This window comes from Kitasatospora sp. NPDC005748, assembly GCF_040630735.1.
Lineage (GTDB): Bacteria > Actinomycetota > Actinomycetes > Streptomycetales > Streptomycetaceae > Kitasatospora.
In genome coordinates this window covers 227,041-244,477 of the sequence record NZ_JBEXYD010000001.1, presented here as the reverse complement: position 1 = coordinate 244,477, position 17,437 = coordinate 227,041, and the positions used below count along the sequence as shown (strand labels likewise).

Sequence of the window (17,437 nt, the reverse complement as noted above, 5' to 3'; positions counted from 1 at the left end):
CCTGCGGGACCCGAAGGAGAGCAGTGATGAAGCACGTTCGAGCGGCCCTGGTGACCGGAAGCGCCGTCGCGGCCCTCGCCGCCGCGGGTTCGGGGACGGCGATGGCCTGGCAGCCGGCCGACGCCTCGCTGAGCGTCGGTTGCCGCACCGACGCGGCCCACGTCGAGCTGGTCCTGGGCAACAACTACCGTGCCGCCGGCGAGTACACGCTGACCCGGGTCGGCAGCGACGAGAAGTACCACGGCACGGTGGCCGCCCACGGGTCGGTGAAGGTCACCGTCGGCTACACCGGTCAGGGGGAAACCTGGCGCTACCGCCTGGCCGACACCCAGGTGGAGAAGCGGATCGCGGACGTGCCGCTCTGCGTCACGCCGACGCCGACCACCACGCCCACGCCCACGCCGACGGCCACGCCCACCACCCCCGCGCCGACCACCCCGGCTCCCAGTACGACCCCGAGCCGCACGGCCACGCCCACGCCGACGGGCTCGGTGACGCCGACCCCGAGCCGGACGCCCAGCGGGTCGGCGAGCCCGACGCCCAGCGGGACGCCGAGCCGGCCGGTCACGCCGCCGCCCAGTACCAAGCCGTCCGACCGTCCGACGCCCACGGCGTCCCAGTCGTCCTCGCCCGCCGCCTCCCCGAGCCCCTCGGCCTCGCCGTCCGTCACGGCGGTGCCCGTCGGTACGGACCTCGCGCACACCGGTGGCGGTGGCGGTTCGGCGCTGATCGCGGGCGTCGGCGGCGGCGCCCTGCTGCTCGGCGGCGGCGTCCTGGTCGCGGCCCGGCTCCAGCACCGCCGGCGCACCGCCTGAGGGCCGGTCGGCCGCGGCGGCCCTGAACCCCCGGGCGTCGCGGTCGCGCCCCGGTGAAGCCGCGGACGCCCGGCGCTGTCCGGTGGGCCCCGGGCGTCGTCCGGTGGACGTGCGGGGGCCCGGCCTCGTGCGGTGAACCACCGGCGTCCGGCGAGCCGTCGAGCGAGGTGCGGGGTCGGCCGGTCCCGCACCCACCGACCTGGGGAGGACACCCGTGCTGCGGATGGACGGAGCATGGCGGATCACGGTGATCGGCAAGGACGCCGCCTTCGACCAGCGGGCGGTGGTGCGCACCCCGTACGGCGCGGTGGTGCTGCCGGGCCGGGTGGGGGCGTCGCTGGAGGTCCCGGCGCAGGAGTGGGAGCTGCACCTGGAGCACTACGCCCCCGGCCTCGGGTGGCGGCCCAACGTCCGGGTGCTGCCCGGGCCGTTGCAGGCGTCGGACGGCGGCCGGCGGTCCCGGGTGGTGCGGAGCAAGGACGTGGACTGGGTCGACGGCGACCCGACCGAGCGCAACTTCACGCTGCGGCTGGTCTGCCTGGACGCGGCGGCGCCGCAGGAGGAGCCGGCTTCGGCGCCGATCCCGGCGGCGACCCCGGTGGTCCGCACCTCCGCGGACCCCTATCCGGGCACGCCCACGCTCGCGGGGACCGACCGGGTGGGGTACCGGACCGCGAGTGAGGACGGGCGCGGCAGCGGGCAGGGCAGCGAGCGGGGTGGCGGGCACGGGGTCGAGCAGGGCCGTGGGCACGGCGCCGGGCACGGCGCCGGGCAGGAGGGCGTCGGCACGGCGTCGGCCGGGTGGGGGCGAGGTCCGGCGGCTCCTTCCGGGCGGGTCGCGGCTCAGGCGGCTGCCGGCGGGGAGCCCGCCGTGGCGTACGACCCGTGGCAGTCGCTCCCGCCCGTGCCGGAAGGCTGGGAGCGCGTCCCGGTTCCGCTGTCCGAGCTCGGTCCCGGGGAGGTCCCCGCGATCCGCCGGAAGAGCGGTCAGGGGCAGGTGCTGGGACAGGCGGCGACCCGGGCCGTGCCGGCCCGTTGGCGGGCGGACGAGAAGGCGTCGGTCGAACCGGTCGCCCTCCAGGAGGTGTTGGCGGGGCGCGAGCCCGTCAGCGGGGCGACCGGTCCGCAGAAGGCGATGCGCAACCTGAGGCCGGGGCAGCCTGCCGAGCGGGCGGTTCCGGTGGAGCGGGCGGTGCCGGCTGAGCGCGCGGTGCCTGCCGAGCGGGCGGTTCCGGTGGAGCGGGCGGTGCCGGCGGTGTGGGAGTCGTCGGCGGAGTGGGAGGCGCCCGCGGTGTGGGACGCCGAGGTGGCGGAACCGGTTCGGCCGGGGATGCCCGCCGGGTACGAGGCCGCCCGGGGAGCGGTGTGGCGCGGTGACACGGGCCGGCCGGCGGCCCAGCAGGCCTCCCCGGCGGTGCCGCTCGGGCACGAGGCCGTGCGGGGCGTACCGACCGGGAGCCGGGGCGGGGCGGCCACCACCCCCCGGTGGACGACGCAGGCCGGCCCGGCCGACCACGGCGTGCACGCCGAGCGGGCTGCCGAGGTCTCCGGGCAGGAGGCGGTCGCCGGTGAGGCCGGCACGGGGCGGCCGCGGCCGCCCCGGCCGTGGTGAACTCCGCACGCGGCTGAGTACGACCCGGAGTGACCGTGGACGGTCCCGCCGGTCCGCCGTGGGGGCGGACCGGCGGGACCCGGTGCGGGGGAACCCCGGAGGCCGGTCGGCCGGTCAGATCGGTCGAACAGCAGGCTCGGTGGCGTTCCAATGTGCCTCAGGGTGGTCGAAGGCGCGCTGGTAGTCGGGGCCGGCGATCGGGAGGCCGGCGAGGAACTCCTCCGGCAGGTCGAAGGCGTCAACCAACTGTCGGCCCCGGTCCACCAGTCGGCCGATGACCTGTTCGATCAGGTTGGGGAGCAACCGCACGTGATGATCCGTCAGAAGTCCCTCGCTCAGCAGAGGTCCGCTCTCCGTGCTGACCCGGCGCAGCGCGAAGAGCCGGTACAGGTCGAGCAGCAGGCTGCGGGCCCGCGGCTCGGCGGCCTGCTCGGCGAGGGCCAGCAGGGCGGCGCCGGCGGAGCGTTCGGCGTGGGCGGTGACGGCGGCCAGCGCGGCGGGTGAGGCGGTGTTCCAGCGGCGCAGGCCGTCCCCGGACGGCGCCTGCCGCAGCAGGACGCGGGCCCGGCTCAGGTGCAGGTGCTCCGCCGCGTGCAGCAGGGACTGGAGCACGGCCGGGTCGTCGGGGCCGCCTTCGGGGACGGCCCCGGGCGGCGCGGACTCGGCCAGCAGGAGCTCGGCGCCGGCCTTGGCCCAGAGCGCGAGATTGTCGCCCTCGGCGGTGATGGTGCCCTCGATGTCCATGGCGAGCGGGGAGATCCCGTTGACCGGGAGCAGTCCCTGGGCGCCACAGCGTTCGCGGCACTCGATGATCAGGTTGCGGGCCTGCCAGGTGGTCCAGCCCTTGGTGACGGCGGCCAGCCGCTCGGCAGCGGCGACCTCGCCCGGGTCGGTGTCGTCCCGGCCGGTCCAGCGCTCGACCGCGGACCGGTGCAGGGCGGTCATCGCGTAGGTGGTGGCGGCCGCCTCCAGCAGCGGGCCGTGGTGGCTGCGGTGGGCCCAGACCGGGATGCGGCGGTCCGCGCGGGCCCCGGTCACCTCGCGGTGGTGGGCGTAGCGGACGGCCACGGTCAGCACCGCGCGGGCACAGCCGACCGCCGCCGCGCTCATGCAGAGCTTGCCGGCGGTGACCCGGCCGATGCTGGTGAGGAACCGTTTCCGCCTGCTGCCGAGGGAGCTGGTGAACCCGGCGTCGGGCCCGAGTCGGCCGTGTTCGCCGGTCAGCAGCGCCTCGTGGGGCAGGACGACCTCGTCGAAGGAGGTCAGGCAGTGGTCGACCGGGTTGCCGGGGCGCTGGGGCAGCGGGCGGACGGTGACGCCGGGCAGCGGGCCGACCTCGTCGGTGAGCGGGGTGAGGAAGAGGAAGATCCCGTGGTCCCGGCCGTCGACCAGGAGGCGGGCGGCGACCACGGCGGACTTCGGCCCGCCGGCCGGGCCGGTGTTCGGCATGAACTTCTGCGCGCCCGCGTCGGGCGTGTGCAGGGTGAAGGTGCGGTCGGTGCGGTCGTAGACGGCGGTGGTCCGCAGCGCGGTGGCGTCGTTGCCGTGGCCGAGCTCGGTGCAGAGGAAGGTGCCGATCCGTTCCATCGCGAGGTACGGGTCCAACGGCCGCTTCTCGTGCGGGTCGTGGTCGAGCAGGCTGCCGAGGAAGAGGTTGTAGTGGATGCCGGCGACGACGACCAGCGCGCCGTCCAGCGGGCCCAGCCATTCGTGCAGGGCGGCCAGCGCGCGCGGGTCGGTGGCCAGTGCGGTGGCATCGGTCATCCGGTTGACCTGCCGTAACCGTCGGTAGCTGGCGGCGATCCGGTCCCCGGTGGCGGCGCCGGGGTCGGTCCGCATCCGGGGGTCGGCGAGCAACCGCCGCCACGGGCCGTGGACCCGCTCGTGGTCGGGGCCGTAGAGCAGCCGGGTGAGCTCGGCGGTGGTGGCAGTGGCAGTGGCAGTGGTGGCGGTGGCGGTGGTAACGGTGACGCTGGTGGTAACGGCGACGGCGGTGGAAGCGGCGACGGCGGCCGGTGCAGGGGAGTCCGGTGCCCGGGTGGCGCTTCGGTCGTCCGTGGTGACGGTGCGACTGCCGGGAATGGTTGTCATGCGGTGATGAATGGGCGAACAGGGTCCGGGGAAACGGCTTTGTGATCAGGATCACCGAAAGCGGCGGGCCGCCTCCGCGGGCGGCCCGCCGCTCTTCCGTCGCCCGGTGGGCTACTTGTCGATGTGGAAGGACTCGCCGTAGACCTTCCAGCTCAGCGGGGTGTGCAGGTCGAGGTTCCCGGCCTGGAGGAAGAGGCGCTGGGCGGTGTCGACGCGGGAGGTGTCGGAGTGGGCCGCCTCGGTGCGCATGGCGGCGGCGCGGGCGTCCAGGAACGCGGAGAGGTAGGCCTTCTCGTCGCCGCCCTGCGCCGGGGGCTTGGCCTTCTTGAGAGCCGCCGCGCGGATCCCGCCGAAGCTGTCCGCGCTGTTGCCCGGGCCGTGCATCACGATGGCGTCGTAGTAGGCGAGTTGGCCGAGCGCGTGCAGTCCGTCGGACTTGGCCTGGGTGACGGCCGGGGTGAAGTAGACGCGGTCGCGCTCGTCCTCCTGGGCCTTGCGGAAGACCGGGTCCTGGGCCGCCTTCTTCCAGTCCGAGGCGAAGTCGGGGTCGAGGCCGCTGTGCGAGGCGGAGCCGTCCAGCTTCTCCAGCGCGGGGAGGTACTTGGCCAGGACGTTGTCCGCCTTCAACTCGCGGTAGTGGCGCACCAGTTCGGCCATGTCGCCGGTGCCGGAGCAGAAGCCGACGATGCCCGCGGTGTAGCCGCGGCCGTCCTTGATGTCCTCGATGTAGGCGAACTGCGCCTTCCAGTCGAGGGAGGAGTTCTCGGCGCTGGAGACGAACTGCTGGGCGATGTCCTTGAGATGCGGGTCGGTGAGGTCGCCGGCCCCGGTCGTGGTGGGCTTGCCGGACGGCGAGCCGGAGGCGGAGCCGGATGGCGAACCACTCGGCGTGGTCGGTGACTTGGCTGTGGGCAGGGTGGTGCGGTGGGGGCGGCCGTGGTTCGCCGGGGCGGGGTCGGCGACCGCCGTGGTGGGCGAGCCGCTCGGGGTGGGGCTCGGGGACGCCGCGGCGGCCGGGAGTACGGGGAGGGCGCCGGCCAACAGGAGGGCGGTCAGGGCGAGGGGCAGCGGGGTGGGCCGGATCGGCATGGAGGCTCCGGGGTCGGGCGGCCGGATCGGCCGCGGGAACGGCGGGCGAGCGGGTTCGCTTGGTGAACGGCCGCCGTCCGACGGCGGGTTCACGCACCTTCGGGACCAGGCAGAAGCTCGACGCCTGGGGTGAGGTGGAAGCGCTCGGGGTCCTCGATCCGCCGGCGCTCGGCCGGGCCCAGCCGGTCCCTGCGGTCCAGCCACGACTGGAGGCGGGTCAGGGCGCTGCGGTCCCGTTCGTCCGGGTCGGTGCCGGCGGCTCCGGTGTACTCGCGCAGCAGGACGCGGGCGGGGCGGCGGCCGGACGGTTCGGCGGCGTACCCGGGGTCCTCGGCGTGCTCGTTGTCCTCCGCGTTCTCGGTGTCATCGGAGGGCAGGACGGCCACCACGGTGAAGGACGTGCCCGGGGCGAAGGTCACCCGCAGCTCCTCGGTGCCCGAGCCGAAGGCCGAGGTGCGCCGCCCGGTGGCCGACCAGATGACGAACTCGACCGCCGCGCCGGGGATTTCGACGGCGCTGGCGGTCAGGCCGGTGACCGGGGCGGGCTCCGTCACCACCTGCCCGACCGCGTAGTGGGCGAGCAGAGCCGCCGGATCCGGGCCGGGCGGGGCACAGAGCAGCACGGCGCCGTGGTGGCTCGGGAAGCGGCGCAGCCCGGATCCGAGGCAGCGGAGGAAGGGCGCGAGGATCGGGTCGCGGGAGCGGGCGGCCGCGATCAACTCCGCCCGTTCCGCCGGGATTCCGGTGTCGCCGTGGTGCAGCAGGACGGCGGCGAGATCGGGCTTGATGTCGTCCTTGGAGGTCGACCGCAGCCTCGGCAACCGGGTGGTGACCTGGTCGATCCGGCCGGAGCAGCGGTGGTAGTGCTCGCCGAGCAGCGTCCGGACGGCGTCCCGGTCGTCGGTGCCGCTGACCGCAACGGGGACGGGGAAGTCCTCCGGGCGGAGGTGACGGGCGCGCGGCGGGGCCGATGCCCGTGCCGGGCCGCCGTCCGGTTCCAGTCCGGTGAGCTCGTCGGTGAGCTCTCGGGGGTCTTCGACCGGCTCCGGGTCGAGTGACTCCGGACCGACCGGCTCCAAAGGGCGCCTGTCCGGCGGTTCGTCCGGCTCGCCGTGCGGGTCCGCGGTGGTGGGCTCGCCCTGCGGGTCGACGTCGGCCGCGTTCAGCCGGGCGAAGTCCGTTCGCTCGTACGGGGGTTCGGAGACGGTGTCCACCCGGTGGGCGTACGAGGCGGTGACGGGGTCGGTGGCCGGGGCGGTCAGGGGAGCGCTCTCCGCAGGGTTCCGCTCCTCGGTCGGCGCCGCCGCCGAAGGCCCGCCGGCGGTGGCCCGGGCGGTGCCGAGGGGGTCGGTCCCGCGCGGCGCCGCGGCCACCGGCGGGGGGAGGCCGGGGCCACCACTGGTGGTGGTCGGTACGGCGAACGCCGAGGGCCCGGCCGGCGGACCGGACAGCGCCGCGGCCCGGGGCGGCGCCACGGCGGCCGGGACGGGCTGTGGCGCGGCCTCCGCGGCGGCAGGTACGGGGCGTGGTGAGGCCGCCACGGCGGCCGGCGCGGACTGTGGCGCGGCCTCCACGGCGGCCGGGCGGGCCGCAGGGAGGCCGCCGATCCCGTACGACACCGCCGCCACGCCCGGCACGGAACCGGCGGGCTGCTCCGGTCCGAGCCAGTCCAGGTCGTGCATCCGGGCGATGAACCGGGCGATCCGTTCGGTGGACGGCTCCAGCAGCCCGTGCACCAGCAGCCCGAACCCGTCCGAGCCGGAGGACGGCAGGCGGTCGAGCAGGCTGCCCAGCTCCTCGAAGACGTCGGCCTCGACGGGCCGGTCACGCTCGCCGACGATCAGCAGCGGGCGGGCCGCCTCGGGCCGGCGGAAGCGCGGGGTGAGGACGTGCGGAGGCTCCGGCCGGAGCCAGAGGCCGGCCGGGACGGCCTCCAACGCCCAGTAGGGGAACGCCTCGAAGACACCAGGCCCGTCGGTCCGCCAGGAGGCGCCCCCGTTGCGCCAGGCGGCGGGGGCGGTGCCCTGGCCGGGCGCGGCGGCGAGCCGCAGCAGGTACGGCTCCCAGCGGGCCCGGCCGTGGGCGTCGAGGATGCGCGAGGTGGGGCCGCCCGGGCCGAGCACCGGGAGGCCGATCGCGGCGCTGACGGGGCGGGCCAGCCGGGCCGACAGCGCCCCGGTCAGGGCGGCGAGTTCGTCCGGGGCCGCCCAGGGCGCGCTGACCAGCAGCCGCGAGGTGTCCACCGGCAGGCCGACCACGGCCTCCGCGAAGTCCTCGGGCAGCAGGACGGGCCGTGCCGGGGTGCCGACGACCAGCACCACGGTGCCGGGCGGCGCGGCGGCCAGCCCGAGGCCGGGCATCGGGCCGGGGGGCGGAGCGGACGGGTGGGTGAGCCAGAAACCGGCGGGCAGCCGCAGCACGTGCACGGCCGGGGGGCGGCGGGCGGCGGTGGCGCTCTCGACCGGCAGGTGCCCGGCCGGGCCGGCGGGAACGACCGCGACGGCGGTGGAGGGCGGCTCGACCGGCGCGGTGGCGCCGATCGTCTCCCGGACCCGGCGCGGAGCGCTGCCGGGTGCGCAGTGCCACCAGGAGGCGGCCTCGCCGGCGCCGTCGGGCGCGGTGACCTTGAGGTTGCCGGCCGGGGTGATTTCCACCAGGCCGTCCGGCGCGATCACCGGCAGGCCGGCCCGGTCGGCGACCACCTCGGCCGGGCGGCGGCCGTTGGGGGCGAGCGCGGCGAGGCCGGAGGCGGCCAGTACCAGCGTGGCGGCGCCGCGCGAGCGGGCGATCACGCCGAGGTCGGCCATCCGGTCCCGCAGGACGGCGGCCGAGTCGGGTGCGGCGGCGACCACGACGATGCTGTCGGGCACCGGGCGCAGGGTGGCGACCGCCGCCGACAGTTCGTCGTCCCCGGCGGTGGAGGGGGCGATGACGAAGTGTGGGCCGACGGGGCGCAGCTCGGACCGGAGGGCGAGCGCGGCCCCGGCCGGAGCGGCGGCCACCGCCGGCACTGGGGAGGCGGTTACCGGGCCGCCCGGCCCGGCGGGCAGCGCGGCGGCCCCGCCACGCCGGCGGCCGAACCGGCGGCGGGGCGCGGCCGGGTCACCGGAGGGCAGGCCGAGGCGGGAGAGACTCATCGTCGGGGAATACGGGCGCCGCCCGGCCACCGGTTCAGTGACCGGCCCGGACCGGGCGAGACCGTCGGCCCGTGGGACCTCGTGGGCACTGCCCAGGCGCGACAGGCCGTGGAGGGGGCGCAGCGAAAAGTCCCCGAGCGGCTGGAACGCGGCTGCGCACGCGCCCGGACGGCCGAACCCGCCATCCGGGCGCACCGCGCGATGCCCGGGGGCGAGCCGCTGGAACCGAAGCCGCACGGCGCGGACGGCAGCGTGGTCACGGCCTTGGCGAAGGTCGGGAAGACGACCCTGGTACGGCAGGACGGCACGACCGAGCCCGACCCGGTCGACGGGACGAGCCGGTTCGCCGCCGAGCTCCGACTGCGCGCGTACCTACGCCGCCCACAGGCGGGTAGGTGCCAACGGTGAAGGAGTCGCCGGGAGGCGAGGACGTCGTCACCGGCGGCACCCGGCAGTGGGACCGCCTTCGCCTGGCGGTGCCGCGCGGGAGCACGCCCACCGCACCACCGAGGGGGCAACCGGGGCCTGGTCCGGTCAGGCCCGGACGCGGTGCGGACCTGTCGGACACCATCGCTGACGACAGCCGCACGGCGCTCAACGGCCCGGCCGGGCCGTGCGTTCCACCGACGACCGGTGAACCGCACGGCCCGGCCGGGCCGTAGGTACCGAGTGGAAGCGTCGGTGGCCCTGTCGGCCGGGCGGTTCCGCCGACAGGGACGGCATGCGGAGCCGAGGAGCTGTGGTGGGCACGAGCACGAGTGGAAACGGGGCTCAGAGCGGGGTGGCGAGCATTCAGCTGCCCTCGGTGGCCTGGGAGATGGACGAGGAGGCCGGTGGAGCGGGGGCACCCGACCCGGCAGCCGCGGCCGTACCGCCGGCCGCCGTGCTGCCCGTGGCTCCGCCGCCGGTCGTGCCCGAGTACGGGCAGGTCGCCGCCGTGTCGACCGGCCCGGTCGCGGCCGCGGAGCCCCCGCTGCCGCCGACCCCCGTCGTGCCCGGACCGGTGCTCGCGCCGGTGCCCGACCCTGAGCCGGGGCCGACCGCCCTCGCGCCGGCCGCGCGCCCGGACCGCTTCGGCCGGGCCCGGCTGAAGCGGCCGGTGATGGTCGCCGCCGCCACCGCCGGTGTGGTGCTGATGGGCCTGCCGTTCCTGATCACCGACGGGAGTCGGAGCGGGAGGGACGGGACGGCCGACAACGTCGGCCTGAGCCAGGCGGACCTGCCCCTTCCCGAGGGGCCGGAGTTCGGCGATCCCGCACCGATCGACGCACCCACCGATCCGAACGCCTCCGGCGCCCCGGCCGCGCCCACCGATCCGACCCTCCCCCCGGACCCGGCCGCGGGCGCCCCGACCACGCCCGGGGCGGACGGCGCCCCCGGGGGCGTGCCCGGCACCACTCCGGGCAACGGGGCCGCGCCGAACACCGCGCCGCCCCCCGGCACCAACCTGCTCTCCCGGCCCGCCACCGGGCCCGCCCCCGGTGCCAAGCCGCCGACGACGGGCGGCAGCGGCGGTACCGGTGGCAGCGGCGCCACCGGCAGCACGGGCAGCGGCGGTACCGGTGGTACGGGCGGCAGCACCGGTGGCAGCGGGGGCACCGGCGGGAGCACCGGCGGCACCGGGGGTACCGGTGGGAGCGGCGGTACCGCACCGCAGCCGCCGGTGCCCCAGCAGCCCAAGCCGCAGCCGCCGGTGCCCCAGCCGCCCGTCCCGCCGAAGCCCGCCGCGCCCACCTTCACCGCCGTCGCCGGCACCGGCTGCGGCAACTCCGGCACCGGCTACGCCCAGTACGGTCAGTGGACGAACGGCAGCACCGGCTGGACGGTCAACTCGGCCGGGGGGTACTCCGGGTCGGGTTGCAACGGCAAGTACGACTCGGTGCCGATGAGCGGCGACGGCAAGGACAAGGGCAACTCGGTGGTGTGGACCTTCACCACCGCCCCGGTCACCACCGGCAGTTGCAAGATCTCCGTCTACGTCCCGAACAGCAGCGACCGCAAGATGGTGGGTGGCAAGCCCACCGTCTACACCGTGCAGAACAGCTCGACGCCCGGCAGCGGCACCGTCGGCGAGTTCAAGGTCGACCAGACCGCGGCCCGGGGCACGTGGGCCAGCGCCGGTACCTTCCCGCTGACCGGCGGCCGGATCGCGGTGATGCTCCACGACCGGGGCATCGACTGGGGCGGCGATGCCGACAAGGCCCACCACGCGGCCGGCGCCGTCCGTGCCGACTGCACCGGCTGACGGGCGTTCGGATCATCACCGCACGTCCCGGTACCGGACCGGCCGGCCTCGGCGCCGGCGCCGTTCGGGGCGGCCCGAGGGAGCCTCAGAGCCGGCCGACGGGCGCCGCCCCGGCCGGCGGGGGCCGCAGCGAGCGTTCGATCGCGGCGGGCACGCCGCTCGGGGAGCCGGCCTGATGTCGGTGCAGCCGGTACAGTCCGACGGCCGCCTTCAGGTGCTCGGTCGCCTCCTCCTCGCGGCCCTGGGTCCGCAGGAAGGCGGCGTAGCACTCCTCCGAGACGGCCTGCAGGTGCAGGAAACCGGCCTGCTCGCAGGTGACCAGGAGCCGGGCCCAGGCCAGTTCGGAGGCCTCGGCGAGGCCGAGGGCCTGCAGGGCGTGCGCCTCGGTCAGCATCGACCAGGCGTGGATCGTCGCGGCCGGGTGGTCGGGCAGCAGGGCCCTGGTCTCGCGGGCCCGGCGCAGCGCGCCGTCGTGGTCGCCCGCCATCAGGGCGGCCGACGCGGCGTAGCCGAGGGCGTAGGAGGTCCGGTGCGCGGAGCCGGACTCCTCGGCGAGGGCCACCGCGGCCGCCGCCAGTGCGGTGGCCCGGACCGGGTCCCCGAGCAGGGCGGTGCCGAGCGACGCGGTGGCCAGGGCGCGGATGTGCGCGAAGCCGTCCGCGGGCGTGGTGTCGGCGACGGCCCGCCGGGCCGCCTCGGCCCCCTCCTCACGGCGTTCCAGCCCCAGCAGCGCGTTCGCCGAGGCGCCCCGCAGCAGCGCGGTGGCGACCCGGTCGCCGCACTGTTCGGCGGCGCGCTCGCCCGCCCGCAGGCAGCTCAGCCAGTCGGCCAGCCGGCTGGAGCCGTAGTACAGCGCGCTCGACGACATGGCCAGGCGCCAGGCCCGTTCGGGGTCGACCGCGCCGGCGGTGTCGACCAGCGCGCGGATCGTCGACTGCTCCGCGCGGAACCAGTCGAGCGCGGCGCGGGTGTCGCTCGCGGCGGGCAGCGCGGCGGGCGGGTGGGCGCGTTCGCCGTAGCCGTCCTGCCCGGGTTCGAGGTGTTCGCCGCAGTGCTGGACGGCCGTGACGTAGTAGTCCAGCAGCCGTTCGACGGCGATCCGGCGGAGCTCGGGGGGCTGTTCGGCGAGGAGTTCGACGCTGAACAGCCGGATCAGGTCGTGGCGGCTGTACCGGCCCGGCGCGCTCTCGCCGAGCAGGTGGTGGGCGGCCAGTTCGCCCAGCGCGTCGCGGGCGGTGGCCGGGTCGGTACCCAGCAGCGCGGCGGTGGCGGCGGTGTCCACCTCCCGGCCGGGGTGCGCGGCCAGCAGGGTGAGCAGGGTGGCGGCCCGGTCGGAGAGGTGGCGGTGGGTGAGCATCAGGGTGGTGCGGATGCTGACCGCGCCGTCGGTCTCCAGGGCGAGCAGCCGGGTGCGCTCGTCGGAGAGCTCGGCGACCAGATCGGTGATCGTCCAGTCCGGTCGGGCGGCCAGCCGGGAGCTCGCGATCCGCAGGGCGAGCGGCAGGTGGTCGCAGAGCTCGATCAGTCGCTCGGCGGCGGCGGCCTCGGCGAGGACCCGCTCGGGGGCCAGGCTCCGTTCGAGCAGCCGCAGCGCGTCGCCCTCGGGCAGCGCCTCCAGCCGCAGGATGGCGGCGCCCTCGGTGACCACCAGGTCCTCCAGGGAGGTGCGGCTGGTGACCACGGCGGCGCAGTCGGGCCCGGCCGGCAGCAGGTCGGCGACGTGGGCGGCGCTGTGCGCGTTGTCCAGCAGGACGAGCAGGCGGAGGTCGCCGGTCCGGGCGCGGTAGAGGCCGGCGCGGCTCGCCCGGTCCTCGGGGATGGCCGCCTCCGGGACGCCCAGGGCCAGCAGGAACTGGCCGAGCACCTCGGCCGGGTCGGCCGGTCCGGCCGGATCGAAGCCGCGCAGGTCGACGAAGAGCTGGCCGTCCGGGAAGCCGGCGGCCGTCCGGTGCGCCCAGCGGATGACGGTGGCGCTCTTCCCGACACCCGCCGGGCCGACCACCACGGCCAGTCCGTCACCGGTGCGGTCCGGACCGCACTCGCGGTCGAGCCAGTGCGACTCCGGGCCGCGCCCGACGAAGCCGATGGGCCGGCGGGGGAGCTGGCGGGGCTTCGAGGGCTCGACCGGGGAGGGTGCGGCCGCGGGGGCCGGACCGGCCACGGGTGGGGCGGGGACCACCGGCGGGTCGGCGGCCGCGGGCGGCTCAGGGGCCACCGGCGGTCGCGTGCTCGCAGGGGCGCGCGGCGCCGCCGGCCCGGGGCCGGGCACCGTCCCGGCGGCCGGCTCCTCGGCCAGCACCCGGGCCAGTGCGGCCTGCAGCTCCGCGCCGGGCACCATGCCCAGCTCGCGGGAGAGCAGCTCCCGGGCCTGGTGGTACACCGCCAGCGCGTCGGCGGGCCGCCCGGCCTGGTGGAGGCAGCGGACCAGCAGGGCCACCACCTCCTCGCGCAGCCCGTCGGCCCGCACCCGCTGTTCCAGGGCCTCCACGGCGGCGGCGCCGGAGCCCTGGCGCAGCCGCAGCCGGGCCCAGCCGATCAGCGCCCTCGTCCCGGCCTCCTCCAGCCGGCCGGCCAGGGCCTGTCGCAGTTCGGTGTCGGGCAGGTCGGCCAGGGCGGCGCCGGTCCACAGGCCCATGGCCCGTTCCAGCAGCCCGATCGCCTCGGCGTCCGCGCCGCGGTCGGCCCGGTCGGCGTGCTCCCCGGCGCGGGCGGACAGTGCTTCGAAGCGCAGCGCGTCGACCTGCTCGGCCGGGCCGGTGAGCAGATAGCCGGGCGCCCGGGTGGACAGCTCGAAGGGGGTGGCGGCGAGGACCTTGCGCAGCGCGGCGACGTGCCCCTGCAGGGCCGCCCTGGCGCGGGCCGGTGGATCCTCGCCCCAGAGCAGCTCGAAGAAGCGCTCCACCGCGACGACCCGACCGAGCCGCAGGGCCAGCAGGGCCAGGACGGCGCGCCGTTGCGGTCCGGGTAGCGCGACGTACCCGTCGGACCCGGTTCGCAGCTCCACGGGGCCGAGCAGTCGGATGCCCACGCGGTCGCCCACAGTCGCCCCCCACGGCGGTCCAGCCTGATATCGGGCTGCAGTGTATCCGTGCCGTTTGTCCGGGTTGGCATTTCGTCCGCGCCGTGGACGCCGGAGCGGGGTGCCGGCTCCTGCCCTTTCGGGCACACCGTGGTCCGTGATTGGGCATTTCCCGGTCGGATCCGTCAATATGCCGATCACTGACATATGACGAGGAGGCCGTATGCGGATCGACCTGCTCGGTGCCGTGACCGTCCGCTACGACTGCAGCACGGCGGCCACGCCCTCGGCGCCGAAGCGCCGTGCGCTGCTCGCCGCGCTGGCCGTGGAACTCGACCGGGTGGTGCCCACCGACCGGCTGATCGAGCTGGTCTGGGACGGGAACCCGCCCGCGACCGCGCGTGCCGCGCTGCAGGGGCACGTCGCCGGACTGCGCCGGCTGCTGGACGGTGGACTGGAGCTGGCCACCCGGGGCGCCGGCTACGTCCTGAGCGGGGATCCCGAGCAGGTGGACGCCCTGCGCTTCGAACGCCTCTGCGACCGGGCCGGGGTGCTGCTCCCCGGCCGGCCGGACCCCGCCGCCGCCCCGGCGGACCGCGCCACCGGGGCGGACGACCCGGTGCTGCCACTGCTGCGGGCGGCGCTGGACCTCTGGCGCGGTCCGGCCCTGACCGACTGCGGCTCCGCCCTGCTGCGCGAGCAGGCCGCCCCCCGGCTGACCGACCTGCGGCTGCGCGCCCTGGACCGGCTGGCCGAGGGGCTCTGCCGGCTGGACCGCGGCGCCGAACTGGTCGCCGAGCTGGTCGAGACCGCCGCGGCCCACCCCACCCACCAGCGGCTGGCCGTCCGGCTGATCGACTGCCTGGACCAGGCCGGGCGCCGGGCCGAGGCGCGGGCCTGGTACGAGCGGGTCACGGCGCAGCTGCCGACGGCGCCGGGGCCCGAACTGCGGCTGGCCGGCGAGCGCGTCGCGGGCCGGCCGGCCGTCCTCGCCACGCCCCGCGCCGAGCCCCGGCCGCCCGTTGCCACGGCCCGCCCGCCGCACCTCGTCCCCTCACAACTGCCCCGCGCCAACCGGCGGTTCGTCGGACGGGCGGCCGAGCTCGACCGCCTGGACGCGGCCGTCGCCGCCGGCCGGGAGGCCGGCCCCGTCCTGGTCACCGGACCGGCCGGGGTCGGGAAGAGCAGCCTGGTCCAGAGCTGGGCCCACCGGGCCGCCGACCGCTTTCCCGACGGCCGGCTCCACGCCGACCTGCGCGGCTTCGACGAGAGCGGCCCCCGCGACCCGGCCGAGGTGCTGGCCGGTTTCCTGGCCGCCCTGGGCGTCACCGGGAGCGCGCTGCCCGCCTCGCTCGACGGCCGCGCCCGCCGCTTCCGCGAGCTGGTGACGGGCCGCCGGCTGCTGATCGTGCTGGACAACGCGCGCTCCTACGAGCAACTCGCCCCGCTGCTGCCCGATCCGCCGCCCGAGGCCGGCTCCGAGACCGGTCGGGCCTGGGTCGGACCCGTCACCGTCATCACCAGCCGCAGCCGGCTGCGGGACCTGCTGGTGCACGAGGGCGCCACCCCGTTCCCGCTCGACGCCCTGACCCCGGCCGAGTCCCAGGAGCTGCTGGCCCGGGCGCTGGACCCGGCCCGGGTGACCGCCGAGCCGCTCGCCGCCGCCGAACTCGCCGAACGGTGCGACCACCTGCCGCTCGCCCTGCGCCTCGCCGCGGCCCGGCTGGGCGCCCGCCCGGACTGGGCCCTGGAGGACCTGGTGGCGGAGTTCGCCGAGGAGCCGTCGGGGCTCGCCGACCCGGCCCGCGCCGACCTCGGTCCGCCCGGCTTCGGCGCTGCCCTCGACCTGACCTGCCGCACCCTGGCGCCGGCCGCGGCGCGCCTGTTCGCCCTGCTCGGCCTGCACCCCGGCGCGGTCATCGAGCCGCTCGCCGCCGCCGCCCTCGCCGAGGTGCCGCCGGCCGCGGCGCGCGGCCTGCTGGTCCAGCTCGACGCCGTCCACCTGGTGGAGGAGGGCGCGCCCGGCCTGTTCGCCCGGCGGGAGCTGGTCCGCCGGCACAGCGCCCGGCTGGCCGCCGAACTCCCGGCCGACCAGCGCGCGGCGGCCCTGGACCGGCTGATCGAGCACTACCTGAACGCCACCGCCGCCTGGGCCGGCCGGCCGGGCGACGGTCCGCCGTCCGCCGTCGGCCCGTCCGCTGTCGCTCCGTCGGTCGTGGGCCCGTCCGCCGGGGACCGCCCCCTGCCGCCGAGCGCCCGCCGGGCCGCCGACTGGTTCGACCGCGAGGAGCCCGCCGTCCGCGGCCTGGTGCTGCGCGCCGAACGGCACGGCCGGTTCGCCGAGGCCTGGCGGCTCGCCCACCGGGCCGGCGCCCTCTACGCCGGGTCCGGGCACCGCCGCGCCGGGTGGTGGACCACCGTCGAGTCCGGGCTGCGGGCCGCCCGCGCCTGCGCCGATCCGGCCGCCGTGGCCCGGCTGACCACCGACCTCGCCGCGGTCCTGGCCGACCGGCGGGACGTCAGGGCCGCCCTCGACCACCTGGACCGGGCGCTCACCTCCGCCGACCAGGTCGGCGACCCGGTCGAACGCCACCACTGCCGGGTCCGGATCGCGGCCGGCCTGGCCGGCGCCGGGAGGCCGGACCGCGCCGTGCCGCTGATGGCGGACATCGTGGCCCGCGCCCGCTCGCTGGCCGACGACCGGCTGCTCGCCCGGGCGCTCGACGACCTGGCCGGAGCCCAGGTGGCCGGCGGCGCCCTCGAAGCGGCTCTCGCCCACGCGGACGAGGCCGTGCGCATCCTCGCCGCCCACCCGGACGCGGCCGAGACCGTCCGGGCCACTCACACCCGGGCCGAGGCCCTCCATGCGCTCGGCCGCCACGGCGACGCCCTGACCACGGCCCGGCTGGCCCTGGTGCTCGGCCGCACCCAGGCGGATCCGGGTGTCGAGGCCCGCTCGCACACGCTGATGGCCACGGTCCTGCGGGCGCTCGGCCGTACGGCCGAGGCCGCGGCGGAGGAGCGCCGGGCCGCCGCCACCGCTGCCCGCTGACGGCGGGTCCGTCTCGGCGGATTCAGGTGGCTCCGTCGCATGAGGCCTGCCGGCCCGCGTCGGCGGCCCTGGTCCCGGGTCGGCCGGGCCGTGCGGTCGGGGAGGCGCCGCCGCCGAGGGCGGTGTCGGGGGGCCTCGTGTGCGGGCGGACCCGTCTCGGTCGCATGAGGACCGTTCGCCTGCGCCGGTGGCCACGCTCCTGGGCGCGTCGGGCCGTGCGGTCGGGAGCCGCCACCGCTGACCGTCGCGTGCCCGCCCATGCGGACGGCGGGCGGTTCTGGGCACCTTCGTGTGCGGGGATGGGCAGAACCACAGGCGGAAGTAGCGGCGGAGCCACCGCCCCGCAGGTGGCGGCGCATCGTGTTCCGCCCATCCCG

The 17,437-nt window shown here is 77.3% G+C and carries 8 protein-coding genes; 4 read left to right on the top strand and 4 right to left on the bottom strand.

Annotated elements, in window-relative coordinates:
- Window positions 1–26: 26 nt before the first annotated feature.
- Together ABZ495_RS00910 and ABZ495_RS00905 are read left to right on the top strand one after the other, a co-directional pair.
- Window positions 27–815, top strand: a complete 789-nt coding sequence (locus tag ABZ495_RS00910; protein ID WP_359833786.1) for a hypothetical protein — start codon at window positions 27–29, stop codon at window positions 813–815.
- A gap of 214 nt (window positions 816–1,029) precedes the next feature.
- Window positions 1,030–2,427: a hypothetical protein gene (locus ABZ495_RS00905; protein ID WP_359833784.1), complete on the top strand. Its 1,398-nt coding sequence runs from the start codon at window positions 1,030–1,032 to the stop codon at window positions 2,425–2,427.
- 114 nt (window positions 2,428–2,541) lie between these two features.
- Here the strand turns inward: ABZ495_RS00905 and ABZ495_RS00900 are convergent, their stop codons facing one another.
- From ABZ495_RS00900 to ABZ495_RS00890, 3 genes are all read right to left on the bottom strand, one after another.
- Window positions 2,542–4,518 (bottom strand): acyl-CoA dehydrogenase, encoded by a 1,977-nt coding sequence (locus ABZ495_RS00900; RefSeq protein ID WP_359833782.1) that lies wholly within the window; start codon window positions 4,516–4,518, stop codon window positions 2,542–2,544.
- 111 nt (window positions 4,519–4,629) lie between these two features.
- Window positions 4,630–5,607, bottom strand: a complete 978-nt coding sequence (locus tag ABZ495_RS00895) for a chitosanase (protein ID WP_359833781.1) — start codon at window positions 5,605–5,607, stop codon at window positions 4,630–4,632.
- Between the two features lie 89 nt (window positions 5,608–5,696).
- Window positions 5,697–8,744 (bottom strand): hypothetical protein, encoded by a 3,048-nt coding sequence (locus ABZ495_RS00890; protein WP_359833779.1) that lies wholly within the window; start codon window positions 8,742–8,744, stop codon window positions 5,697–5,699.
- 781 nt (window positions 8,745–9,525) lie between these two features.
- Between ABZ495_RS00890 and ABZ495_RS00885 the strand changes: the two genes are divergently transcribed.
- The gene (locus tag ABZ495_RS00885) at window positions 9,526–10,989 is read left to right on the top strand and encodes a hypothetical protein (protein ID WP_359803901.1); all 1,464 of its coding nucleotides are present in this window, start codon (window positions 9,526–9,528) and stop codon (window positions 10,987–10,989) included.
- Between the two features lie 85 nt (window positions 10,990–11,074).
- Here ABZ495_RS00885 and ABZ495_RS00880 read toward each other — a convergent pair whose 3' ends face one another.
- A complete protein-coding gene (locus ABZ495_RS00880) occupies window positions 11,075–13,993 on the bottom strand; it encodes a BTAD domain-containing putative transcriptional regulator (RefSeq protein WP_359833777.1) in 2,919 nt (972 codons plus the stop codon).
- A 238-nt stretch (window positions 13,994–14,231) separates the two neighbouring features.
- On the opposite strand from ABZ495_RS00880, the gene ABZ495_RS00875 reads away from it, so the two are divergent.
- On the top strand, window positions 14,232–17,060 hold the full coding sequence (locus tag ABZ495_RS00875; protein WP_359833775.1) for a BTAD domain-containing putative transcriptional regulator: 2,829 nt from the start codon (window positions 14,232–14,234) through the stop codon (window positions 17,058–17,060).
- Window positions 17,061–17,437: the final 377 nt, after the last annotated feature.

What these genes read in the sequence shown, in the direction of transcription:
- ABZ495_RS00875 (WP_359833775.1), top strand. Translation starts at nt 14,232, where the DNA reads ATGCGGATCGACCTGCTCGGTGCCGTGACCGTCCGCTACGACTGCAGC.
- ABZ495_RS00910 (WP_359833786.1), top strand. Translation starts at nt 27, where the DNA reads ATGAAGCACGTTCGAGCGGCCCTGGTGACCGGAAGCGCCGTCGCGGCC.
- ABZ495_RS00890 (WP_359833779.1), bottom strand. Translation starts at nt 8,744, where the DNA reads ATGAGTCTCTCCCGCCTCGGCCTGCCCTCCGGTGACCCGGCCGCGCCC.
- ABZ495_RS00895 (WP_359833781.1), bottom strand. Translation starts at nt 5,607, where the DNA reads ATGCCGATCCGGCCCACCCCGCTGCCCCTCGCCCTGACCGCCCTCCTG.
- ABZ495_RS00900 (WP_359833782.1), bottom strand. Translation starts at nt 4,518, where the DNA reads ATGACAACCATTCCCGGCAGTCGCACCGTCACCACGGACGACCGAAGC.